The organism is Halorussus marinus (assembly GCF_004765795.1).
GTDB classification, from domain to species: domain Archaea; phylum Halobacteriota; class Halobacteria; order Halobacteriales; family Haladaptataceae; genus Halorussus; species Halorussus marinus.
Window position 1 is genome coordinate 330,758 of record NZ_SBIV01000004.1, and the last position, 21,835, is coordinate 352,592.

At 69.0% G+C, this 21,835-nt stretch carries 20 protein-coding genes; 15 read left to right on the forward strand and 5 right to left on the reverse strand.

The window, feature by feature from the left end:
* Positions 1-306: 306 nt before the first annotated feature.
* Positions 307-1,788: an aldehyde dehydrogenase family protein gene (locus EPY72_RS10725; protein ID WP_394346146.1), complete on the reverse strand. Its 1,482-nt coding sequence runs from the start codon at positions 1,786-1,788 to the stop codon at positions 307-309.
* 326 nt (positions 1,789-2,114) lie between these two features.
* Here EPY72_RS10725 and EPY72_RS19415 point away from each other — a divergent pair, with 326 nt between their 5' ends.
* The 6 genes from EPY72_RS19415 to EPY72_RS10750 all read left to right on the forward strand — a co-directional run bounded on the left by EPY72_RS19415 (position 2,115) and on the right by EPY72_RS10750 (position 10,450).
* Positions 2,115-2,291: a hypothetical protein gene (locus EPY72_RS19415; protein ID WP_167599479.1), complete on the forward strand. Its 177-nt coding sequence runs from the start codon at positions 2,115-2,117 to the stop codon at positions 2,289-2,291.
* Positions 2,284-3,786 carry a sodium:solute symporter family protein gene (locus tag EPY72_RS10730; protein ID WP_135806403.1) on the forward strand — a complete coding sequence of 501 codons (1,503 nt, stop codon included), beginning with the start codon at positions 2,284-2,286 and terminating at the stop codon, positions 3,784-3,786. The genes EPY72_RS19415 and EPY72_RS10730 overlap by 8 nt, the downstream gene beginning before the upstream one ends.
* Before the next feature lie 109 nt (positions 3,787-3,895).
* Positions 3,896-5,560 (forward strand): amidohydrolase, encoded by a 1,665-nt coding sequence (locus EPY72_RS10735; RefSeq protein WP_135806404.1) that lies wholly within the window; start codon positions 3,896-3,898, stop codon positions 5,558-5,560.
* 204 nt (positions 5,561-5,764) lie between these two features.
* A complete protein-coding gene (locus tag EPY72_RS10740) occupies positions 5,765-7,642 on the forward strand; it encodes a CocE/NonD family hydrolase (protein ID WP_135806405.1) in 1,878 nt (625 codons plus the stop codon).
* 144 nt (positions 7,643-7,786) lie between these two features.
* A complete protein-coding gene (gene aglM, locus EPY72_RS10745; protein ID WP_135806406.1) occupies positions 7,787-9,079 on the forward strand; it encodes a UDP-glucose 6-dehydrogenase AglM in 1,293 nt (430 codons plus the stop codon).
* Between the two features lie 357 nt (positions 9,080-9,436).
* Positions 9,437-10,450 carry an agmatinase family protein gene (locus EPY72_RS10750; RefSeq protein ID WP_135806407.1) on the forward strand — a complete coding sequence of 338 codons (1,014 nt, stop codon included), beginning with the start codon at positions 9,437-9,439 and terminating at the stop codon, positions 10,448-10,450.
* A 31-nt stretch (positions 10,451-10,481) separates the two neighbouring features.
* Here EPY72_RS10750 and EPY72_RS10755 read toward each other — a convergent pair whose 3' ends face one another.
* Positions 10,482-11,114: a cyclase family protein gene (locus EPY72_RS10755; protein WP_135806408.1), complete on the reverse strand. Its 633-nt coding sequence runs from the start codon at positions 11,112-11,114 to the stop codon at positions 10,482-10,484.
* 140 nt (positions 11,115-11,254) lie between these two features.
* Here EPY72_RS10755 and EPY72_RS10760 point away from each other — a divergent pair, with 140 nt between their 5' ends.
* Together EPY72_RS10760 and EPY72_RS10765 are read left to right on the forward strand one after the other, a co-directional pair.
* Positions 11,255-11,443 (forward strand): hypothetical protein, encoded by a 189-nt coding sequence (locus tag EPY72_RS10760; RefSeq protein ID WP_135806409.1) that lies wholly within the window; start codon positions 11,255-11,257, stop codon positions 11,441-11,443.
* Positions 11,440-11,667: a hypothetical protein gene (locus tag EPY72_RS10765; protein WP_135806410.1), complete on the forward strand. Its 228-nt coding sequence runs from the start codon at positions 11,440-11,442 to the stop codon at positions 11,665-11,667. Before EPY72_RS10760 ends, EPY72_RS10765 begins: the two co-directional genes overlap by 4 nt.
* Positions 11,668-11,869: 202 nt before the next feature.
* Here EPY72_RS10765 and lhgO read toward each other — a convergent pair whose 3' ends face one another.
* Positions 11,870-13,072: an L-2-hydroxyglutarate oxidase gene (lhgO, locus tag EPY72_RS10770; protein ID WP_134671755.1), complete on the reverse strand. Its 1,203-nt coding sequence runs from the start codon at positions 13,070-13,072 to the stop codon at positions 11,870-11,872.
* A 107-nt stretch (positions 13,073-13,179) separates the two neighbouring features.
* Here lhgO and EPY72_RS10775 point away from each other — a divergent pair, with 107 nt between their 5' ends.
* From EPY72_RS10775 to EPY72_RS10790, 4 genes are read left to right on the forward strand one after another with little or no spacing between them, the layout of a single operon-like run.
* Positions 13,180-13,971, forward strand: a complete 792-nt coding sequence (locus EPY72_RS10775) for an SDR family oxidoreductase (protein WP_135806411.1) — start codon at positions 13,180-13,182, stop codon at positions 13,969-13,971.
* 46 nt (positions 13,972-14,017) lie between these two features.
* Positions 14,018-14,365 (forward strand): cupin domain-containing protein, encoded by a 348-nt coding sequence (locus EPY72_RS10780; RefSeq protein WP_134671753.1) that lies wholly within the window; start codon positions 14,018-14,020, stop codon positions 14,363-14,365.
* A complete protein-coding gene (locus EPY72_RS10785; protein ID WP_135806412.1) occupies positions 14,366-15,187 on the forward strand; it encodes a fumarylacetoacetate hydrolase family protein in 822 nt (273 codons plus the stop codon).
* 58 nt (positions 15,188-15,245) lie between these two features.
* Positions 15,246-16,472 carry a CaiB/BaiF CoA transferase family protein gene (locus EPY72_RS10790; RefSeq protein ID WP_134671751.1) on the forward strand — a complete coding sequence of 409 codons (1,227 nt, stop codon included), beginning with the start codon at positions 15,246-15,248 and terminating at the stop codon, positions 16,470-16,472.
* Between the two features lie 24 nt (positions 16,473-16,496).
* Here EPY72_RS10790 and EPY72_RS10795 read toward each other — a convergent pair whose 3' ends face one another.
* Positions 16,497-17,462, reverse strand: coding sequence for a transcription initiation factor IIB (locus EPY72_RS10795; protein WP_134671750.1), 966 nt, complete (start codon positions 17,460-17,462; stop codon positions 16,497-16,499).
* A 161-nt stretch (positions 17,463-17,623) separates the two neighbouring features.
* Here EPY72_RS10795 and EPY72_RS10800 point away from each other — a divergent pair, with 161 nt between their 5' ends.
* The 3 genes from EPY72_RS10800 to EPY72_RS10810 are packed head-to-tail and all read left to right on the forward strand — an operon-like array spanning position 17,624 to position 20,380.
* Positions 17,624-18,853, forward strand: a complete 1,230-nt coding sequence (locus EPY72_RS10800; RefSeq protein ID WP_135806413.1) for an MFS transporter — start codon at positions 17,624-17,626, stop codon at positions 18,851-18,853.
* 24 nt (positions 18,854-18,877) lie between these two features.
* Positions 18,878-19,411: an HIT family protein gene (locus EPY72_RS10805; RefSeq protein WP_135806414.1), complete on the forward strand. Its 534-nt coding sequence runs from the start codon at positions 18,878-18,880 to the stop codon at positions 19,409-19,411.
* Between the two features lie 48 nt (positions 19,412-19,459).
* Complete coding sequence (locus tag EPY72_RS10810) at positions 19,460-20,380, forward strand: cation diffusion facilitator family transporter (protein WP_134671747.1); 921 nt, start codon at positions 19,460-19,462, stop codon at positions 20,378-20,380.
* 24 nt (positions 20,381-20,404) lie between these two features.
* Here EPY72_RS10810 and EPY72_RS10815 read toward each other — a convergent pair whose 3' ends face one another.
* Positions 20,405-21,655, reverse strand: a complete 1,251-nt coding sequence (locus EPY72_RS10815) for a tRNA (N(6)-L-threonylcarbamoyladenosine(37)-C(2))-methylthiotransferase (RefSeq protein ID WP_134671746.1) — start codon at positions 21,653-21,655, stop codon at positions 20,405-20,407.
* Positions 21,656-21,835 lie beyond the last annotated feature (180 nt).

Genomic DNA, 21,835 nt, shown 5'->3' on the forward strand with positions numbered 1-21,835 from the left:
CTCCGGGTCTTGGGTGGTCATGGTGTGGATCGAGGCGTTCGACTGCGAGGCGGCCGTCGACGGACGCCGGTGCGCGACCGACGGCGATCGCGGCGACGCGCCGGCGGCCGCCCCAGGTTTTGCTACACGTTCACACGACACGTTACACGGCGACCTATTATAGATAGTGGTTTTGACACTGTGTTCTGTTCGAACGGCGTATTCCGACTCGCGTTTTCCAGATCGGCGGCGACGGTGGAAATTGTCTAACGTCCGGCCGCGCGCTGACGGTCCGAGCCGACGGCGACCGCCGCGAGCCGGTGGGGGTCAGGCGCCCGGCAGGTCGGCGCCGTCGCCGTCGGCGAGGTTCACCGCGACGTTCTTCGTCTGGAGGTACGAATCGAGCGCCTCCAACCCCTTCTCGCGGCCGATGCCGCTCTGCTTGTACCCCCCGAACGGCGTCTGGTTCGTGTCGCCGAACCACTTGTTGACGTAGACGTTGCCGGCCGCCAGCCGCCCGGCCAACCGGTGGGCCCGCGTGACGTCGCTCGTGAACACGCCGGCGACCAGCCCGTACTCCACGTCGTTCGCGACTTGGAGCGCCTCGGCCTCGTCGGCGACGGAGATCACCGAGAGCACCGGGCCGAAGATCTCCTCGCGGGCGATCCGCATGTCGTGTTCGACGTCGGTGAACACCGTCGGCTCGACGAAGTACCCCTCCCGGTCGGGCGTCCCCCCGCCGGCGGCCAGCGTCGCGCCCTCCTCGCGGCCGAGGTCGACGTAGTTCCGCACCTTCTCGAACTGCGCTTCGGACGCGAGCGGGCCCATGTCGGGGTCCGCGCGCCCGGGCCCGAGCTCGTAGCTCTCGGCGCGCTCGACGAGTCGATCGAGGAGGTCCTCGCGGACCGACTCGTGGACGAGGACCCTGTCGGCCGCAGAGCACACCTGCCCCGCGTTCGTGAAGATCCCCTTGGCGATCCAGTCGGCCGCCGCGTCGAGGTCGGCGTCGGGGAACACGATCGCCGGGTTCTTGCCGCCGAGTTCGAGGGTGACCGGCGTCACGTTCCCCGCGGCCTGTCGCATGATCTCGGTGCCGGTCCGGACGCTCCCGGTGAACGTGATGGTGTCCACGCCGGCGTGGCCCGAGAGCGCCGCACCGGCGGGATCGCCGAATCCGGTGACGACGTTGACAACGCCGTCGGGGACGCCCGCCTCGGCGCACAGTTCGGCGAGCCGGAGCGAGGAGAGCGGCGTCTGCTCGGCCGGCTTGACTACCGCGGTGTTGCCCGCGACTAACGCAGGGGCGACCCCGCGGGCAAAGAGGTTCCCCGGGAAGTTCCACGGCGTGATCTGGGCGCTCACCCCGTAGGGCTCCCGGAGAGTGAAATCGACCTGCTCGGGGCCGACCGGGACGCTCCGGCCCTCGAGCTTGTCGGCCGCCCCCGCGTAGTACTCGAAGTACCGGGCGGCCCCCTCGACGTCGCTTCGGGCCTGCGAGACCGGTTTGCCCTGATCGAGGCTCTCGATCGCGGCGAGTTCGTCGGCGTGCTCGCGGACGAGTCGGCCGATTCGGTGGACGATCCGTCCCCGCTCGTCGGGCGCGGTGTCGCGCCACGCCGGGAAGGCGTCGCGGGCCGCCGCGACCGCCCGGTCGACGTCGGCGGCGGTCGCCGACGCCACCTCGGCGATCGGCTCGCCGGTCGCGGGGTTTTCGGTCTCGAAGCGGCCGCCGTCGGCGGCCGGCGACCACTCGCCGCCGACGTAGAGGTCGTGCGTCGCGTCGATATCGATGTCGGGACCAGTCACAATCGCTACATGAGTGACGAACGTCTTAGGCGTTCCGGGCGTTCGACGGTTTCGGGAATCTACTGCATATTGTCCGAAATAAGTCCCTGTGGGCAAACGCCGAATTTCGCGTCTCCGACCCGCATCGACGCCGCGATCCGCGCGAACGAGCAGAGGCGGGCATCGGCGTTTTGAGACCCCAATTGGTGTTCAGCCGGCTATCCGTGTACCGCCAGTGTAAGTGATGGCGCATCCCGAAGTGAGACCGACCCGAGAATACATTCGGCGGTGGTTTTGGAGAATTTTATAGCAACATTTATCAGTCTCGCCTATGTACGGTTCTATGACATATGTCAGTACTTGGCATGCCGACGGGGATGTTCCTGGTGTTCGTCGCGACGCTCGTCGCGGGGAGCCTCGGAGCGGCTCACTTCGTAATCGTCCACGTACTCATGGGAAAGCCGGTCGACGAGACGATCCGCGAGGAACCGCCGACCGCGACCGACGGAGGGCACGACGATGTCTGAGCCCGGCGCGCTCGGCCTCGGGCCGGTGGTCCTCCAGGCCGGGATCGACAGCGACGTCAACCCGGCGTACCTCGCGATATTCGTCGTGTACCTGCTCCTCGTCCTCGCGATCGGCGCGTGGGCGTACCTCAAGACGAACGACGTCGAGGACTTCTGGGTGTACGGCAAGCGGCTCGGACCGTGGCTCGCGACGTGGTCGTACGTCGCCAACTTCGTGAGCGCCGTCAGCGTCATCGGGTACATCGGCTCGGTGTACGGCGGCGGCTACTCCATCGTGACCGGGATCGTCTTCGGGCTGATGCTCGGCGTCAGCGGCCTCTACTTCGTGGTCCACAAGGTCCGGGAGCTCAACCACGTCACGTTCCCGGACATCATCGCCGAGCTCACCGGCTACGAGATCGCGCGCCCGATCACCGGGACCGTCCTGCTCGCGAACGCGTGGGTGTACCTGATCATGCAACTGGTGGGCGCCGGCCTGCTGGTGACGGTCATCACCGGCGTCCCCTACGAGTACATGATCTGGGTGATCGGCGGCGTGTTCATCCTCTACACGGTGCTCGGCGGGCTGGTCAGCGTCGCCTGGACCGACCTCGTGCAGGGGACTCTGATGGTGGCCACGGTCGCGGTCGCGCTCGGGTACATGGCGCTCGACCTCGGCGGCATCGCGTCGATCAACCAGCAGTTCGCGGCGATCGAACCCGCGAACGTCGCGCCGCTGGGCGAGGGCGCCTACACGGTGTTGGGCGTGGTCGCCTCGATCGTGGCGTTCTTCGGGACGATCTTCACCTCGCAGGCGACGATCGTCCGGATCAACGCGACCGACAGCATCCGGACCGCGAAGATCCACCTCGCGGCCGGCGGCGCCATCCTGTCGGTGTTCTACGTCATGCTGGTCACGCTGGGCGCCGGAACGACCGTCGCGCTCAACGGGGCCGGGCTGGCGGTCGAGAACGTCGACCGGGCGTTCCCGGTCCTCATCACCGAGTACGTGCCGACCACGATCGGGACCGTCATCATCGTGGCGATCCTCAGCGGGATCCTCTCGACGACCGACACCCGGCTCCACGCGTGTGGCGTCACGACCGCCCGCGACATCTACGACTACTTCGCGGACGGCGAGCCGAGCGACGAGCGGCTGATGAACGTCTCGCGTATCTCGACGGTCGTGTTCGGCCTCGCCGCGACCGCCGCGGCCGTCGACCCGCCGGGAACCATCATCGGACTGTACAACTGGCGGGCCATCCTGCTGACGAGCGCGCTGTTGATCCCGGTGTACGTCACGCTGTACCGGCGCGACACCGCCGGGAAGGCCGTGCTCCTGTCGATCGTCCTCGGGGCCGTGTTCGGTCCCGGCTGGGAGGCGCTCGGGACCCCGCTCGGCGTCCCGGCGGCGTTCATGGGCGTCGGCATGGCCGTGGTCGGACTGGCCGTCGGTCACGCCGCCTGGCGCGGCGACGAGGGAACGCCCACCGCGGCGACCGCGAGCGACGACTGACGCGGCGCGGTCCGCCGTCCCGCCGCCTCGCCACCGACAGTCGAAACACTCGAAATAACGCCGAAGAAGCCCTGAAAAGCTTTTTTACGCCCCGGATCGTGTCGCGCGTATGGACGCCGAGATCGCGCTGATCGACGGCACCGTACTGACGCTCAGTTCCGACCGACCCGACGCCGAGGCGCTCTCGGCGCGGGCGGGCCGCATCGCGACCGTCGGCTCGACCGACGAGGTGCTCGACGACGTCGGCCCGGAGACGACCGTCGTCGACCTCGACGGCCGGGCGGCCCTCCCGGGATTCATCGACACCCACCTCCACGTCCCGATGGGCGGCGCCCGGATGGGCCACGTCGACTGCCGGTCGCCGCCAAACGAGTCGATCGCGGACGTCCAAGACCGGATCCGCGAGCGCGCCGCCGAGACGCCGGACGGCGAGTGGATCGTCTGCTCGGGGTACAATCTCGGGCTGGTCTGGGAGGCGGAGGGCCGCCACATCGACCGGTGGGACCTCGACGAGGCCGCCCCGGACAATCCCGTCCAGGTCAACAGCGTCGGGGGCCACACCGGGAGCATCTACAACTCCGCGGCGCTCGATCGAGCTGGCATCGACCGCGACACGCCCGACCCCGAACCGCCCGCGACCATCGAGCGCGACGCCGACGGCCGGCCCTCGGGGCTGGTGAGCGAGGAGGCCGAACTCCCGCTCCACGAGTCGATCCCCGACGAGACTCGCGAGGACCGCCGAGCGAACGTCGAGCGGGCCATCGACCGACTCCTCGAATGGGGCGTCACCACCGCCCACGACGCCAAGACGACCCCCGAGGACCTCCGGATCTATCAGGACCTCGACCGCGAGGGCGACCTCCCGCTTCGGCTGGGGACGATGATACAGGGCGACGCGGGCGAGGACCTCGGCGCGGAGGGCGTCGACCTGCTCGGGCGACTGGCCGACGCCGGCGTCCGGACCGGGTTCGGGAGCGATCGGCTGTTCGTCGTCGGAGTCAAGTACTTCGTGGACGGGGCGTTCACCGGCCGGACCGCCGCCATGCGCGACCCCTACGAGGGCGAACCGGTGGCCGAGGACTCCCCGCAGTACGACGGCGTGCTCCACGTCGACCCCGAGTACTTCGCCGAGCGCGTCGAACGCGCCGCCGAGGCCGGCCTCCGGGTCTGCGTCCACGGGCAGGGCGACCTCGCGATCGACCACATCCTCGACGCCTACGAGGCGGCCCTCGACCCCGACGAGGACCACCGCTTCCGGATCGAACACGCCGGGCTGACCCGCCCGGAGCACCTCGAACGCATGGCGGACCTCGGGGTGTGTGTCTCCTCGTCGATCAGCTTCCTCGGGGCGGACGTCTCGCGCAACTGGGTGTACTGGGGCGACGAGCGGATCGACTGGACGTACGCGGTCGCCTCGCTTCAGGACCACGGCATCCCGACCGCCGGAAACGGCGACTGGCCGGTGGCGACCGGCGACCCCCGGGTCGCGCTCCGGACCGCGGTCACCCGCGAGACGGTGACCGGCGAGGTCGTCGGCCCGGACCAGCGCGTGTCGGTCGAGGACGCACTGCGGCTCTACGGCCCCGACGCCGCCTACCTCGGCGGCAACGAGGACGAGAAGGGGTCCCTCGAACCCGGCAAGCTCGCGGACGTGACTGTCCTCTCGGACGATCCGCGCGCGATTTCGCCCGCCGACCTCACCGATCTCGACGTCGAGTACACGATCGTCGACGGGGAGGTCGTCTACGACGCCGAGCGCGGCCACACCTACTGACCGGAACCGGCGCGGATCGACTATCCGAGAGCGACGACTCACGATCGACGATCCGCGCCCGGACGACTCCCGTTCGTAGAATTTCCGCGAAATCCACCTCGACGCCGGATGCGGTCGTCAGATATCCGTTTTCGGGAGAACGATGTAGCGGAAATCGAGGCGTCCGACCCGCGGTTTTATGACGCGAGTTCGACATGGTGTCGTATGGTATCAGCACCCAAGCACGGCGTCGCAGTCCACCACGACGCGACGGTAGAGACCCGCGACGGGACGAGCCTCGCGACCGACGTCTACCGGCCGGCCGACCCGGAGACGGGCGAGCCGATCGACGAGCCAAAGCCCGCACTGCTGGTGCGGACGCCGTACGACAAGCGCGAGCGCCAGCGCGTCGAACAGCAGGGCAACTGGTACGCCGAGCGGGGCTACGTCGTCGCGATCCAAGACGTCCGCGGGCGGTACGCCAGCGACGGGGAGTTCTACCTGCTGAAAAACGAGGCCGAGGACGGCGCCGACACCGTCGAGTGGCTCGCCGACCGGCCGTACTGCGACGGGCAGGTCGGGACGATGGGCACCTCCTACATGGCGTGGGTCCAGAACGCGCTGGCGACCCAGCGGCCGTCGGGGCTGGCCGCGATGTTCGTGAATCAGGGCGCCGCCAACGCCTGGAAGGCGACCCTGCGCCACCACGGCGCGTTCGAACTCCGGTGGCTGACGTGGTCGCTAACCATCGGCGGCGGGTTCGCCAAGCGCGCGCTCGACGACCGGGACCTCGAACGCCGACTCGCGAACGTCGACACCGGCGACCTCCTCGAAAACGAGCCGGTGACCCGGGGCCAGTCGCCGCTCAGACACCTCCCGAACTACGAGGCGTACGTCTTCGACTACATGGGGACGCCCGGCGACGACGAGTTCTGGTCGGACCCGAGCATCAACTTCGAGGCCCACTACGACGAGATGGCCGACGTTCCGACGGTGTACGCCGGCTCGTGGTACGACTCCTACGCGAAGGCGACCTGTGACAACTTCGGGGCGCTGGCAGACCGCACGGAAAGCGACCAGTTCCTGCTCATGGGCGCGTGGACCCACGGCGGCCAGTCGACGTGGACAAAGCCCTACTCGGGTGAGGCGGCGTTCGGCGAGGCGATGACCCGCGACTACCTCGAGACCAAGCTCCGGTTTTTCGATCACTACCTCAAGGGCGCCGACGCGTGGGACGAGCCGCGAGTCCAGTACTTCCGGATGGGGTCCGGCGACGGCGCCGCGACCGCCGAGGGGCGACTCCGCCACGGCGGCGAGTGGCAGAGCGGAAGCGACTGGCCGCTTCCCGACACCGACTGGACCGCGTACTACGCCCGCGGCGACGGCACGCTCGACACCGAGCGACCGGACGTCGCCGACTCGTCGACGACCTACGAGTTCGACCCCCGCGACCCGGTGCCGACCCTCGGCGGCAACTGCTCGTCGTACTACACCTTCGAACAGCGCGACGAGCCGGTCGAAGACCTCCCGCTGGCCGATCGCCCGACGATCAGCCTGACCGGCCGGGGCGGCTACGACCAGCGGACGCGCCCGGAGACGCTCGGGGCCGACCCGCCGTACGGCCCGCTGGACGAGCGCGCCGACGTGGTGGCGTTCCGGACCCCGCGCCTCTCGGAACCGGTCGAGATCGCGGGCCCGGTCCGGGTGCGCATCTACGCCTCGACCGACGCCCGAGACACCGACTTCACCGCGAAGCTGATCGACGAGTACCCCGCGAGCGCGGACTTTCCCTCGGGGTTCGCGCTCAACCTCACCGACTCGATCTGCCGGGCGCGGTATCGGGGGTACCGCCGCGAGCCCGACTTCGTCGATCCGGGCGAGATCTACGCGTTCGACCTCGAACTCTACCCGACCGCGAACGTGTTCGAGGCCGGCCACCGGATCCGGCTCGACGTCTCCTCGTCGAACTACCCCCGGTTCGACGTCAACCACAACACCGGCGGCGCCCTCGCGGGCGACCGCGAGTACGAGGTCGCGAGAAACACCATCTACCACGAGGCCGACCACCCGACCCACGTCGAGTTACCGGTCCGGCCCGCGTAACCGGATCGCGGCGTCTCTCGGAACGGTGGTCGAAATCCGCCGCCGCGTTCGACGGGTCGAGCGCAGAGAGTTCGGCGTAGAATCCGCCCCGAGAGCGCCGGCGCATCCGAACGCTCAAGGACCGAGGCGACCATCCCTCCGCTCATGAAGATCAGCATCGTCGGCAGCGGGTACGTCGGCACCACCGTCGCGGCGTGCTTCGCCGATCTGGGACACGACGTGACGAACGTCGACATCGACGAGACGGTCGTCGACGCGATCAACGACGGAGCGGCGCCGATCCACGAGCCCGGTCTCGACGAACTGATCGCCGACCACGGCGGCGACCGACTTCGGGCGACGACCGACTACGGCGCGGTCCGGGACACCGACGTGACGTTTCTCGCGCTCCCGACGCCCGCCAGAGACGACGGGAGTATCGATCTCGGCATCATCGAGCAGGGCGCGCGGTCGCTCGGCGAGGCGCTCGCCGAGAAGAACGGTGACCACCTCGTCGTCGTCAAGTCGACGGTGGTCCCCGGCACGACCGAAGACCAGATCGCACAGCTACTCGCCGAGGCGTCGGGCAAGGACATCGACGAGCAACTCCACGTCGCGATGAATCCCGAGTTCCTCCGAGAGGGGAGCGCTGTCGCGGACTTTCGGGATCCCGACAAACTCGTGTTCGGCGCGCGAACCGAGTTCGCCCGCGACCGGCTCCGAGCGGTTTTCGAGCCGCTGGTCGCCGAGTCGAGCGCCGCGACCGTCGAGACCGGCATTCGGGAGGCGGAGATGATCAAGTACGCCAACAACGCCTTCCTCGCGACCAAGGTCAGTCTCGTGAACGAACTCGGGAACGTCTGCAAGGAGTACGGCGTCGACGCCTACGAGGTCGCCGAGGCGGTCGGGCTCGACGACCGCATCTCCGAGCGGTTCCTCCGGTCGGGGGTCGGATGGGGCGGTAGCTGTTTCCCGAAGGACGTCGCCGCGCTCGTCGCCGCCGCCAGAGACGCCGACTACGAGCCGACGTTGCTGGAGGCGGCCGTCGAGGTCAACGACAAGCAGCCCGAGCGCATGCTCGAACTGCTCGAAGAGCACGTCGACCCGGCCGGCGAGCGGATCGCGGTGCTCGGCCTCGCGTTCAAGCCCGGCACCGACGACGTGCGCAACTCGCGGGCGATACCCGTCGTCGAAGGACTCCAGGAGCACGGCGCCGACGTGGTCGCCTACGACCCCGTCGCGACCGAGAATATGCGCGAGCGGTTCCCCGGGATCGAGTACGCCGACTCGGCCGGCGAGGCCCTCGACGGCGCCGGGGGGGCGCTGGTGGTCACCGACTGGGACGAGTTCGCCGCCCTCGACGGGACGTTCGACGCGATGGCCGACTCCGTGGTCGTCGACGGCCGCCGGATCGTCGAGCGCCGCGACGGCATCACTTACGAGGGTCTGACCTGGTAGCGACGCCACGGGGCGGCGCACCGCCAGAGACGCCGATCGTCGCGTGGACGGTCGACGAGAGAAGTTCCCATCTCTTTCGCGGTCCGACACTTCCCAGCTCTCACCCCGAGAGGCCGTTCGGTCCTCGAACGAAGCGTCCGTAATTGAGCCGTCGGTAGCTTTTTGAAATCGCTCCGACAGCCCATACACGGTGGCGAACGCCCGCCGACGGCCGAGCAGGCGACTGTCGAAGCCACGCGCGACGACCGACGATCCGCTTCGTCTCGAACGGGCCGATCAGTCAGGCCGTCCGGAACCATCGAGAACCGACGGCTCCGGCGGGCGGGACGCGAATCGCAGACACGAGGTGAACACACAATGACAGACTCCGAGCGACCGACAGCGGCCGAGGCGTTCCGCGAACAGCATCCCGGATCCGAAGTCGAACTGGCGTACGCGGGGATCAACACGTTTCTGAAGTCCGATCAGCGAGACGTCGGCGAGCTCGACGGCGCCGACGTCGGCGTCGTCGGCGCGCCCTACGACGGCGCGGTGAGCAACCGCCCGGGAACCAGATACGGCCCCGAAGCGATCCGGCGGGCCAGCGCGTGGTGGGCGTACCTCTCGGGGTACAAGGGCGGGCTGACGAACATGCAGACCGGCCGGCAGGTCGATTTCGGCGAGCTCTCGATCGCCGACTGCGGCGACGCTCCCGTCTTTCCGATGGACCGGGCGAAGACGGCCGAGAGCATCACGGCCCACGTCGCCACCGTCGCCGAACAGGCGTTCCCGGTGTTGCTCGGCGGCGACCACTACTGTACGTTCCCCGCGTTTCGGGGCTTCGCGGAGGGGAGCGACCACGACACCGTCGGGCTCGTGCAGATCGACGCCCACACCGACACCGTCGAGGAGAGCGCGCTGTTCGGCGAGCACTTCCACGGGTCGAGCACGAACCTCATCGCCGAGTCGCCCCACACCGGGTTCGAACACGTCAGTCAGGTCGGGATCCGCGGGTACGAGTCGCCGGACTTCTTCGAGTTCGCCGACGAGACGGGGCTTGATCTGTTCACCGCCCACGACGTCCGCGAACGGGGGATCCGGGAGGTCGTCGCGGCGGCCGTCGAGGCCGCCGCCGCGGACACCGACGCGGTCTACGTCACCTTCGACATCGACGCCGTCGATCCGAGCGTCGCGCCCGGCACCGGCACGCCGGTTCCAGCCGGACTGACCCCGGATCAGGCGCTCGCCACGATGGAGGTACTGGGCGGCCACGACGCCGTGGGCGCGGCCGACCTGATGGAGGTCGCGCCCCGGTACGACGCGACGGAGGGGACGAGCCGACTCGCCGCATACCTGCTCGTCACGCTCTTAGAGCGCCAGTTCGCCGAGTAGCCGGCGCCACCGCGGTTCGGGAGTCGGACGGTCAGACGACGCCGACCGCCCGGATCGGCGACCCGTCGCCGCCGAGCGCGAGGGGGTAGCCCCGGAGTTCGAACCGATCGTCGACCGCACCGAGGTTCGCGAGGTTCTCGACGACGAGCCGATCTTCGCCCAGCAGACGGTGGTGAGCGACGAACCCGTCCGGTTCGTCGGGGGCGGCCGCGTCGGTCGGCGTGGGGTCGGGGTTGAGGGTGTCCGTGGCGACGTCGAACCCCCGTTCGGCACACCGTCGGGCCGCCGCGGGCGTCAGGTACGGGTGATCGAGGTACCGGCGGGTCCCCCAGTGGTCGTCCCACCCGGTCCAGAAGACGACCCAATCGGCGTCCGCGTCCGGGACGCGCTCGGCCGGGATCGGATCGCGGTCGCCGAGGTCCCGGCAGTCGACCCGAACCGCCTCCCCGCAGAACCGCTCGATCGGGTACGCATCGAGGGTCCGTCCGCCGGGCTCGGTGTGGGCGGGGGCGTCGACGTGCGTTCCCGAGTGACTCCCCAACTCGACGCTCGCCACCCTGCAACCGTCGGCGGCGTGCGTCGAGTGATCGCGGACCTCGACGTCCGGATCGCCCGGATACGTCTGCATCCCGGTCTCGATTCGGTGGCTCAGATCTGCGTGCACGCCGGCAGTTGAGGACACCGGGGTAAAAAGCCTGCTTGAGAGAGACTAGCGCAATATTTATCATGATCCTGTCGAACCGTCCGTACAGATGTGGCAATGTTTTACCACCGCTCACACCACGCCTGACGGCGAGCTACGACGTGATCGTCACCGCTCCGAACTTCAAGCTCTGGGAGATCATGGCCGTCGGCCACGTCGTCTCGACCGGGCTGGCCGCGGCCATCAGCGCCGTCGCGCCCGACGACTTCCGCTTCGAGGCGATCGCACAGGAGGGGTCGGGCGTCGCGGCCGACGGCGGCCCGTCGGCCAGCGGAAGTGACGGCGAATGATCGGAAGAGAGATCTTCACCGGCATGATCGGGCTGTTCTGGATCGCCGAGGCGGCGTTCGGGGCGCTCGTCGTCTACTGGTTCGTGACCCAGGGGTTCGACGGCGACGAGACGACCGCCGACGCGACCGGCGTGGCCCTCGAGGACCGCTCGACCACGCTCGGGTCGCTCGCCATCTGGGCCGGGTTCTTCGGCCTCCTCGTGCTCGACGTCATCGGCGCCTGAGTCGGACGCGGGACCGACCTCGACGGGTCGGTCGCCGAGAATCCGTCCCGACGACAGTCGGGGCTCCGAGATCCGAGACGCTCCACTCCAGCCGGTGTCGTCGTCCCGGCTGGTCGACGGTGCCATTAGGTGGTACCCACCTCGGACGCGAATATAGTTCCTCGTATCGCGGTCGGTGTGAGAGCCCGCGCCGGCGACCGCCTTACCGCTTCTCGGCGATGCGCTCGGCGATGTGGTCGCCGAACGGGAGCGAGGAGGTGAGCCCGGGCGAGACCGCGTTCAGGATGTGGACCGCGTCGTCGGTCTCGATGAACAGCGGGTCTTTCACGAGTTCGCCGTCCTCGCTCACCAGTTGGGCCCGGATGCCGGCGTAGCTCTGGTGGAGGTCGGCCTCCCGAACTTCGGGCACGAGCCGCTGGGAGGCCTCGACGAACTTCTCCTTGCGGTAGGACTTGTTGAGTTCCTCCCACGCCACCCCGACCATCGTCGGCGAGGCGAGTAGCTTCCAGAACCCCTCGTAGGTCAGCGTCTCCCTGAGGTCCCCGAGGTCGAACTGGGTGTTCTCGTAGGCCTCGCGGCCGAACGCCAGCACCGCGTTCGGGCCGACGATGACCTTCCCGTCGGCCCGCCGCGTGTAGTGGACCCCGAGGAACGGCAGTTCGGGATCTGGCGTCGGGTAGATCATCGACTGACAGAGGTCGGCTTTCTCGGGGGTGACCTCGTAGTACTCCCCGCGGAACGGCACGACCTGGTACTGCTCGCCGACGCCCACCTGGTGGGCCAGCGTGTCGGCGTGGAGCCCCGCGGCGTTCACGAGGTACTCGGCGTCGACGACGCTGTTGCTCGTCGCGAGCCGGTAGCCCGACTCCCGGTCGTAGATCCGCGAGACCTCGTGGCCCAGATACAGCGATACCCCGGCGTCCTGCACCTCGCGCGCGAGCGTGTAGACGTACTGCTGGGAGTCGACCGACGCCGCCTCGGGGGCGTACAGGGCGGCCTGCCCCTCGGCGTGGGGCTCGCGTTCGCGGAGTTCGGCCCGCGAATCGAGTAGCTCGTACTCGACGCCGTTTTCCTCGGCCTGCTCGGCCAGCTCGTCGAGTCGGGCCTCCTCGCGGTCGTCGGTCGCGACCACCACCACTCCGAGCTCCTCGCAGGGGACGCCGTTCTCGTCGCAGTAGGCTTTCATCCGCCGGGTGCCCTCGGTCGCGAACCGGGCCTTTTCGGAGCCGGGCGGGTAGTTGAACCCCGGGTGGAGCACCCCGGAGTTACGGCCGCTCTGGTGCTCGGCGAGGCGGTGTTCTTTCTCGATGACGGCGACGTCGAAGTCGGTGCGCTCGGCGAGGTGCTTCGCGACCGACAGCCCGACGCAACCGCCGCCGACGATGGCGACGTCGTGGTCTGTCATCGTGTTCGTGTACCGAATGCTTCTGCCCCCGCTTTGATGTACCGCTTCCCGGCGGTATTCGTGTGGGTTCTCAACGACTAAGTTACGCGAGTGTGTCATCGGGTGGTATGGACTTCGAGATAGCAGGCAACGCGGCGCTCGTAACGGCCTCGAGTAGCGGCCTCGGCAAGGCGTCGGCGAAGGCGCTCGCCCGAGAAGGCGCGAACGTCGTCGTGAACGGTCGCTCCCAAGAGTCCCTCGACGAGGCGGTCGAGGAGATCGAAGACGTCGCGGCCGGCGAGGTCGTCGGCGTTCAGGCCGACCTCACCGACGCCGACGACATCGAACGGCTCGTCCAGACGACCATCGAGGAGTTCGGCGGACTCGACCACCTCGTGACCTCCGCCGGCGGCCCGCCGTCGGGCCCGTTCCTCGAGACGACCGACGAAGACTGGTACGAGGCGTTCGACCTGCTGGTGATGAGCGTGGTCCGGACCGTCCGGGAGGCCGCCGACCACCTCGAAGCCGACGGCGGGGGCACCGTCGTCAACATCACCTCCCGGAGCGTCAAGGAGGCGATCCCGTCGCTCGTGCTCTCGAACTCCGTCCGGATGAGCGTGATCGGCTTGGAGAAGACCCTCTCGACGGAGCTCGCCCCGGAGGTCCGGGCGAACGCGGTCCTGCCCGGCCCCCACGAGACAAGCCGCATCACCGACCTCATCGATCAGGCGGTCGAGCGCGGCGAGTACGACTCCTACGAAGAGGGGTTAGAGGCCCGGGGCGAGTCGAACCCGCTCGGCCGGATCGGCGACCCGATGGAGCTGGGCGACACCGTCGCGTTCCTCTGTTCGCCCCGATCGGAGTACATCAACGGCACCGCCATCCCGATCGACGGCGGGTCGGGCAACTCGAACCTGTAGTTCCGCTACCGTCACCTTCTTTTCGACGTATCGCGACCCAGAGCGCATGGAGCCAGTCAGTTTCGACGAGGCCGAAACGTACGAACCCGACGAGGGGTGGGCCCGCGCCGCGCTCGCGGGGAGCGACGCATTCAGCTTCGAGTGGTTCGAGAAGCCGCCGGGCCACTCCTCGCCGATGCACGACCACGAGAACGAGCAGGTGTGTCTCGTCCTGGAGGGCGAACTCACCGTCCACACCGAGGACGATTCGGTGACGATGGGCGAGTACGACTCGGTGTTGCTCGAATCGTGGGAGTCCCACCGCGTCGAGAACACGGGCGAGGAGCGCGCAGTCGGACTCGACGTGTTCGCGCCGGGCCGGGGCTTCGACTTCTGGACCGACCGGGAGGAGTAGATGCGGTATCTCGCGCGCACCGCCGACGGGGCGCCGCTGATCGGCGACGAGGAGGGGTTCGTCCCGCTCGGGGCCGCCGACCCCGACCTGTCGACGATCGAGGAGGCGCTCGCCCGGGCGCCCGACGGGCTCCCGGACCCCGCGGCGGCGCCCGCCGAGCGAGTCCCCGAGGAGGAACTCGCCTTCGGGCTCCCGCTCGATCGACCCGGGAAGCTCTGGGGGATCGGGCTGAACTACGCCGACCACGCCGAGGATCTGGACGAGGTCCGGCCCGAGGAGCCCGCGAGCTTCCTCAAACCCCCCTCGACCGCGACCGGGCCCGGCGGCCCGATCCGGCTTCCCGACGCCGACGTGACCGATCGGATCACCGCCGAGGCCGAACTCGGGGTCGTGGTCGGCCGGCGGTGTTCGAGCGTCGCCGAGGACGAGTTCGCCGACGTGGTCGCGGGGTTCGTCCCGATCATCGACATGACCGCCGAGGACATCCTCGAACGCAATCCGCGCTTTTTGACCCGGGCGAAGAGCTTCGACACGTTCCTCGTGGCGGGCCCGTACGTCGCTGTCCCGGACTCGCCCGAGGCGTTCATGGAGAAGGTGCGAGTCCGGACGGTCGTAAACGACGAGACGGTCTCCGAGAACACCCTCGACGGGATGCTGTTCGAGCCCCCCGAACTGCTCAGCTACCTCTCGGAGTCGACGACGTTCGCGCCCGGCGACGTGATCAGCACCGGCACGCCCGGCGCGGGCGTCATCGAAGACGGCGACGAAGCGCGCGCGGCGGTCGAACCGATCGGCGACCTCTCTGCGGACGTGGTGCGGTAGCGGCGTTCGGGCGGGCCGCTACCCGTACTTTCTTCTCGGACTCACGCCAAGCACGAGTATGACCGGCGAAGCCCGGAATCCGAGCGACGACGCTGGACCGCTCGACGGCGTGACAGTCCTCGACGCCTCGCGCGTCCTCGTGGGACCGTTCTGCACGATGCAACTCGGTGACCTCGGCGCCGACGTGATCAAGGTCGAGCGCCCCGAGACCGGCGACCAGACTCGCCACTGGCATCCGCCCCGATACGGCGACGCCGAGGAGTCGGCCTACTACATGAGCGTCAACCGGAACAAGCGCTCGATCACCCTCAACCTCCAGTCGGAAGCGGGTCGGGAGGTGTTTCGCGACCTCGCCTCGGAGGCCGACGTGCTGGTCGAGAACTTCCGGGTCGGCGCGATGGAAGACTGGGACCTCGGCTACGAGGACCTCCGGGAGGACAACCCCGGACTCGTCTACTGCGGGCTCTCGGGGTACGGCGAGTGGGGCCCGGACGCCGATCGACCGGCCTACGACATCATCATGCAGGCCGAGGGCGGGATGATGAGCATCACGGGCGAGGACGGCGGCGCGCCCGTCCGGGTCGGGGTCGCCATCGCCGACATCGGCGCGGGGATGTACGCGACCCAGGCGATCCTGGCCGCGCTCCTCGAACGCGAACTCGGCGACGGCACCGGCCAGAAACTCGACGTGAGCCTGCTCGACGGGCAGGTCGCGTGGATGAGCTACATGGCGTCGAACTACTTCGCGACCGGCGAGTCGCCGGGCCGGATGGGCTCGAAGCATCCGACCATCGCGCCCTATCAGGCGTTCGAGACCGCCGACGGCTACGTGGTCGTCGCCTGCGCCAGCGAGCACATCTGGCCGCGGCTCTGCGAGGCGCTCGATCGGCCCGACCTCGCGGCCGACCCGCGGTTCGAGTCGAACGCCGACCGAGTCGAGAACCGCGAGGAACTCGACGCCGTCCTCGACGCGGCGTTCGCGGAGATGACGACCGACGAGGCCCTCGACCTGCTGGCCGACCACGACGTGCCCGCAAGCGACGTGAAAGACATGGCGGCGGTGTTCGACAACCCGCAGGTCGAGGCCCGCGGGATGCACCGGTCGGTCGACCACCCGACCGCCGGCGAGGTCGAGATGGCCGGGAGCCCGATGCACTTCTCGCGGACCCCCACGAGCGTCCGCCAGCACCCGCCGCGGCTGGGCGAACACACCGACGACGTTCTCCGCGAATACGGCTACACCGACGAGGACATCGAACGGCTCAGAGAAGAGTCGGGCGTGTAGAACGCAGAACGGGTCCGGCGTCGATCAGCTCGTCAGGCCCATCGCTTCGATCTGTTCCTGATAGCGATTGCGGATGGTGACCTCGGTCACCTGCGCGACGTCGGCGACCTCCCGCTGGGTCTTTTTCTCGTTGCACAAAAGCGAGGCGGCGTAGATGGCGGCGGCGGCGTAGCCGGTCGGGGACTTGCCAGAGAGCAAGCCCTGCTCGGCCGAAGTCTCGATGATCTCGTTGGCCTTGGCCTGTACCTCCTCGGGCAGATCGAGCTCCGAGCAAAACCGCGGGACGTACTTCGTCGGGTCGACGGGTTTCATCTCGAGGCCGAGTTCCTGGGAGATGTATCGATACGTGCGGCCGATCTCCTTGCGTTCGACCCGCGAGACGCCCGCGACCTCCTCCAGCGAGCGCGGGATACCCTCCTTCCGACAGGCGGCGTAGAGCGTGGCGGTGGCGACCCCTTCGATCGAGCGCCCCCGGATCAGGTCCTCGTTGAGCGCGCGCCGGTAGATCACCGACGCGACCTCCCGTACCGATCGGGGGACCCCGAGCGCGGAGGCCATCCGGTCGGACTCCGAGAGCGCGAACTGGAGGTTGCGCTCGCCGGCGTCTTTGGTGCGGATCCGGTTTTGCCACTTTCGGAGCCGGTTCATCTGACTGCGCTTTTCGGAGGAGAGCGACTGGCCGTAGGCGTCTTTGTCCTTCCAGTCGATGGTGGTCGTCAGCCCCTTGTCGTGCATCGTGTTGGTGGTCGGGGCGCCGACCCGGGACTTCTCCTGGCGCTCGGAGTGGTTGAACGCCCGCCACTCGGGTCCCCGGTCGATGTTCTCGTCTTCGAGGACCAGCCCGCAGTCCTCGCAGACGACCTCGCTCCCGTCGGCGCTTTTCACCAGCTGTGCGGACTCACACTCGGGGCACTCCTGGCGCTGACCTGTCTCCTGTTGGTTTTCCTGCTCCTGCTCGCCTCGATCTTGACGCCGCCTCGTTCTCTCCACACATTGACTTAGATGGGCAAGTAGGTATAACGCTTATGCGGACTCGGTCGGTCGCGACCCGTCGAGTCCGGGCCGGGCGGCCCGCGCGAGCCCCCGCCGGGGCCGATCGCCATGCCGCTACCGTCGGACATAACCGTCCAGCGGGGCCATCTCCGACGACGATGGGCATCGCCGACCGACTCGGAGCAGTCCGCCGCCTCGGGACCGAACTGTGGGGCGGCGGGCGCGGCCCGATCCTCGTCGCGGTCGCCGGCGGGTGGTTCCTCTCGCTCGGCGTCCGGATGATCTACCCCGCCGTGTTGCCCCAACTGCGGGCCGCGTACGGACTCGACCTGACGGCCGCTGGCCTGCTCGTCACGGCGCTGTGGGTCGCTTACGCGCTCGGCCAACTCCCCGGCGGGCTACTCGACGACCGGTTCGGCGGCGGGCGCGTGCTGGTCGCGAGCACCGCCGTCTCGGCGGTCGCGCTCGCGGTCGTGGTCACGGCGGGGTCGGTCGGCGTGCTGTTCGGCGCGACGCTCCTGTTCGGGTTCGCGACCGCGCTGTACGGCGTCGCGCGGTTCACCATCCTCTCGGACAACTACCCAGAGCGGGGCGGCACCGCGATCGGGCTGACGATGGCCGCCGGCGATCTCGGGAGTTCGGTGCTCCCGCCGCTGGCGGGCGCGCTCGTGGTCGCGGTCGCGTGGCAACTCGGGTTCGGGTTCGCGATCCCGCTGTTCGCGCTCGCGGCCGTCGGCATCGGGATCGTCGTGCCGAGCGCCCGCCGCGACGCCGAGACCGACGCGTCGGAAGCCGGCGTCGGCGAGGCGTTCCGAGCGGTCGCAGGCGTGATGACCGACCGGTCGGTCCTGCTCGTGACCGCGGTCCAACTGCTCGGCTACTGCGTCTGGCAGGGGTTCACCGGGTTCTATCCGACCTACCTCGTCGAGGTCAAGGGGCTGGCCCAGACGACCGCGACGGCGCTGTTCGGGGGCTTTTTCGGGCTCGGCATCCTCGTCAAGCCGATGGCGGGGTCGGCCTACGACGTCTACGGCCTCCGGCGGTCGCTCCCGCTGGTGTTGCTCGTGATCACCGCGTCGATGGCGCTGGTGCCGGTCGTCGAGGGGCTGGCGGCGATCGCCGCGGTCACCGCGCTGGCCAGCAGCGTGCTCGGCTACGCGACCATCACCCTCACCTACCTCACGGGCGCGTTCCCCGACGAGGTCCGGGGGACCGGCCTCGGGGTGTTGCGGACCGGCTACATGCTGGTCGGCGCGGCGAGTCCGACGGTCGTGGGCGCGCTCGCCGATCGGGGCTACTTCGACGAGTCGTTCTTCCTGCTGGCGGGCGTGGGGGCGGTCGCCGCACTGCTCGCGATCCGGGTCCCCGACCGAACCGCCGACACCTAAGTTCTCCGGAGCCCTGGCCCGCACATGGACCAGATTTTCGCCCCGTGGCGCATCGAGTGGGTCGAACGCGACGACAAGAACCCCGACGTCGACTGCGTGTTCTGTGCGTTCCCCGACCGCGACGACGACCGCGAGCACCTCGTGGTCGCCCGGAGCGACCGGACGTTCGTCATGCTCAACAACTACCCCTACAACCCCGGCCACGTCATGGTGATCCCGCGGGTCCACACGGGCGATTACGCCGATCTCCCCGAGGACGTGCTGGTCGATCACGCCCGGCTCAAACAGCGCACCTTCGACGCCGTCGAGGCCGCGCTCGGGGCCGACGGCTTCAACGCCGGGCTCAACCTCGGGACGGGCGCGGGCGGCTCGATCGACGACCACCTCCACACCCACGTCGTCCCGCGGTGGGAGGGCGACACCAACTTCATGCCGGTGCTCTCGGACACGAAGGTGCTCGTGGAGGCGCTCGAGGACACCTACGATCGACTCCGCGCGGCGTTCGCCGAGCAGGAGGGTGTCAGCGTGCCGGCGGAGGGCGCCGTCCGGATCGAGTGAGCGTCGAGAGCGATACACCCTTCTTTCCGGCGGTCCAACCCCCGCCCGATGAACCGGAAGGCGGCGGTCCGCCGGGTCGGGGCGCTCGTGCTCGCGGTCAACGTCCTGTTGGTCGCCGCCAAGGGCGCCGTCTGGTGGGCGACCGGTAGTCTCGCGGTGGGCTCGGAGGCCGTCAACAGCCTCGCGGACGTGGCCTACAGCGCGGTCGTCGTGGCGGGCCTGTACCTGACGACCCGACCGCCCGACTTCAGCCACCCCCACGGCCACGAGCGCATCGAACCGTTCGTCTCGCTGTTCGTCGCCGTCGGGGTGTTCGCCGCGGGCGGCGCGGTGCTCTGGAGCGCGGCGACCAGCGTCCTGTCGGGCGAGATCGCGGCCTCGACCGGCCCGATCGCGCTCGGGGTCCTCGGCGGGACCGCCGCGATCAAGTACGGCCTCTACCGGTACTGTCTCCGGGTGGCCGAGCGCCGGCGCTCGCCCGCGATCCGAGCCACCGCGCTTGACAACCGCATCGACGTGCTGACCGCGACCGCGGCGCTGATCGGGGTCGCGGGCGCGAACGCCGGCTACCCGGTGTTGGACCCGATAGCGGCGAGCGCGGTCGCGCTCGGCATCCTCTACACGGGCTACGAGATCGTCGAGGACAACGTCGACTACCTCGTGGGGAGCGCGCCCCCCGAGGACCTCCGGTCCGAGATCGTCCGGCGAGCGCTCGCTCACCCCGACGTCGAGGGCGCCCACGACGTCATCGCCCACTACGTCGGCCCGGAGATCGACGTGAGCCTCCACATCGAAGTCGAGGGCGACCGCACGCTTCGGGAGACCCACGCGATCGAGACCGAGATCGTGGAGGCGATCCGGGACCTCGAGGAGGTCGACGACGTGTTCGTCCACGTCGACCCGAAGGAACTCGGCGAGTGGAAAGAAGACGACGAGGTCGGTCGGCTCGTCGGCGGCAGTTCCCGGTGAGCACGGTCCGGTCCGACTGCCCGGCTACACCGGCTCGCCGAACGCGTACACCGTGCTGTGGCCCGTGATCTCCACGTCGACGAAGTCGCCGGGCTCGATCCCGTGCTCGGAGGCGTTCTGGACGATCACCTGCCGGTAGGCTTCGTCGTAGCACTTGACCGAGTCGGCGGTGCCGTCCTCGACCGCCAGCACCTCGTGGGTCTGGCCGACCATCGCGTCGTAGGCGTCGGCCACCACGTCCATCTTGGCGTCGGTCATCTCCTTCGAGCGCTCCTTTTTGAGAGTCCCGCCCAGACCTTTCAGCTCTGCGGCGTCGGTCCCCGGCCGCTTCGAGAACCGCGTGACGTTGATCTTCTCGGGGCGGGTCTCTCGGAGGAGCGCCAGGCTCTGGGCGTGGTCTTCGGGCTCCTCGGTCGGGAACCCGACGATGAAGTCGGTCGAGAGCGTCCAGTACTCCAGAACGTCGTCGAAGGTCTCGACCAGTTCGACGTACTCGGACACCTGATGCTGGCGGCGCATCTCACCGAGCACGTCGTCGCTCCCCGACTGGACCGGCGCGTGGATGAAGTTGTAGAGCTTCTCGTTTTCGGCGAACACCGCCGCGAGCTCCTCGCGGATGCCGTGGACGCCCTTCGGGTTGGCCATCCCGACCCGCACGCGGAACTCGCCGTCGATGTCACAGATGCGCTCTAAGAGCTCGGGGAGCTTGCGCTCGCCGTCGTCCCAGCCGTAGACGCCGGTGTCTTGGCCGGTGATCCGGATCTCCTTCGCGCCGGCGTGGACCAGCGCGCGGGCCTTCTCGACGTTCGCTTCGACCGGCGGGGAGTCGATCTTGCCGGTCGCGCGCTTGGTGATGCAGTACGAGCAGTCGGACATGCAACCGCGCGCGATGGGGAGGATGCCGATGACCCCGTCGAGGACGGGTTCGGCGTCGGGGGTCGTGGTCGGACACTCGCCGTTGGTGACCGCGGTCGGCACCTCGTCCCAGTGGAGCACCTCGGCGTCGACGCCGGCCCGCCGGAACTCCTCGCCCTGCGCCAGCGCCATACAGCCGGTCACGATGAGGTCGGCGGTCTCGCCTTCGAGCTCTTCGGCCCGCCGAAGCATGTTGCGTTCGGTTTTCTCGACCACGGTGCAGGTGTTGAGGATCGCCACGTCGGCCTCCTCGGGGCCCTCGACCGGGTGGTGACCCGCGTCCCGGAGCCGCCGCTCTATCTCGCGGCTCTCGCCGCGGTTCGAGGTGCAACCGTAGGTCTCGATGTGATACCGGGCCATTCGCTGTCGCTTTCTTTCGGCTACGCGGTCAAAAGACCGACGAATCACCACGACCGTTTGCTCGCTCCGGTCGCTCGCGCCACGACTGTCGGTGTCCCGTCTGGACGGCGTCGTGGGGTGCGGGACGGCCGCCGATGCTCCGGCCATCGTAACGACCAATACGCGCAGGCGAGCAACGTC

Excerpts from the sequence above, each read along its gene's own strand:
- EPY72_RS10780 (WP_134671753.1), top strand. The coding sequence starts at position 14,018 with ATGGAGCCAGTCAGTTTCGACGAGGCCGAAACGTACGAACCCGACGAG.
- EPY72_RS10790 (WP_134671751.1), top strand. The coding sequence starts at position 15,246 with ATGACCGGCGAAGCCCGGAATCCGAGCGACGACGCTGGACCGCTCGAC.
- lhgO (WP_134671755.1), bottom strand. The coding sequence starts at position 13,072 with ATGACAGACCACGACGTCGCCATCGTCGGCGGCGGTTGCGTCGGGCTG.
- EPY72_RS10815 (WP_134671746.1), bottom strand. The coding sequence starts at position 21,655 with ATGGCCCGGTATCACATCGAGACCTACGGTTGCACCTCGAACCGCGGC.
- aglM (WP_135806406.1), top strand. The coding sequence starts at position 7,787 with ATGAAGATCAGCATCGTCGGCAGCGGGTACGTCGGCACCACCGTCGCG.
- EPY72_RS10810 (WP_134671747.1), top strand. The coding sequence starts at position 19,460 with ATGAACCGGAAGGCGGCGGTCCGCCGGGTCGGGGCGCTCGTGCTCGCG.
- EPY72_RS10805 (WP_135806414.1), top strand. The coding sequence starts at position 18,878 with ATGGACCAGATTTTCGCCCCGTGGCGCATCGAGTGGGTCGAACGCGAC.
- EPY72_RS19415 (WP_167599479.1), top strand. The coding sequence starts at position 2,115 with ATGTCAGTACTTGGCATGCCGACGGGGATGTTCCTGGTGTTCGTCGCG.
- EPY72_RS10750 (WP_135806407.1), top strand. The coding sequence starts at position 9,437 with ATGACAGACTCCGAGCGACCGACAGCGGCCGAGGCGTTCCGCGAACAG.
- EPY72_RS10730 (WP_135806403.1), top strand. The coding sequence starts at position 2,284 with ATGTCTGAGCCCGGCGCGCTCGGCCTCGGGCCGGTGGTCCTCCAGGCC.
- EPY72_RS10800 (WP_135806413.1), top strand. The coding sequence starts at position 17,624 with ATGGGCATCGCCGACCGACTCGGAGCAGTCCGCCGCCTCGGGACCGAA.
- EPY72_RS10775 (WP_135806411.1), top strand. The coding sequence starts at position 13,180 with ATGGACTTCGAGATAGCAGGCAACGCGGCGCTCGTAACGGCCTCGAGT.
- EPY72_RS10765 (WP_135806410.1), top strand. The coding sequence starts at position 11,440 with ATGATCGGAAGAGAGATCTTCACCGGCATGATCGGGCTGTTCTGGATC.
- EPY72_RS10785 (WP_135806412.1), top strand. The coding sequence starts at position 14,366 with ATGCGGTATCTCGCGCGCACCGCCGACGGGGCGCCGCTGATCGGCGAC.
- EPY72_RS10735 (WP_135806404.1), top strand. The coding sequence starts at position 3,896 with ATGGACGCCGAGATCGCGCTGATCGACGGCACCGTACTGACGCTCAGT.
- EPY72_RS10740 (WP_135806405.1), top strand. The coding sequence starts at position 5,765 with ATGGTATCAGCACCCAAGCACGGCGTCGCAGTCCACCACGACGCGACG.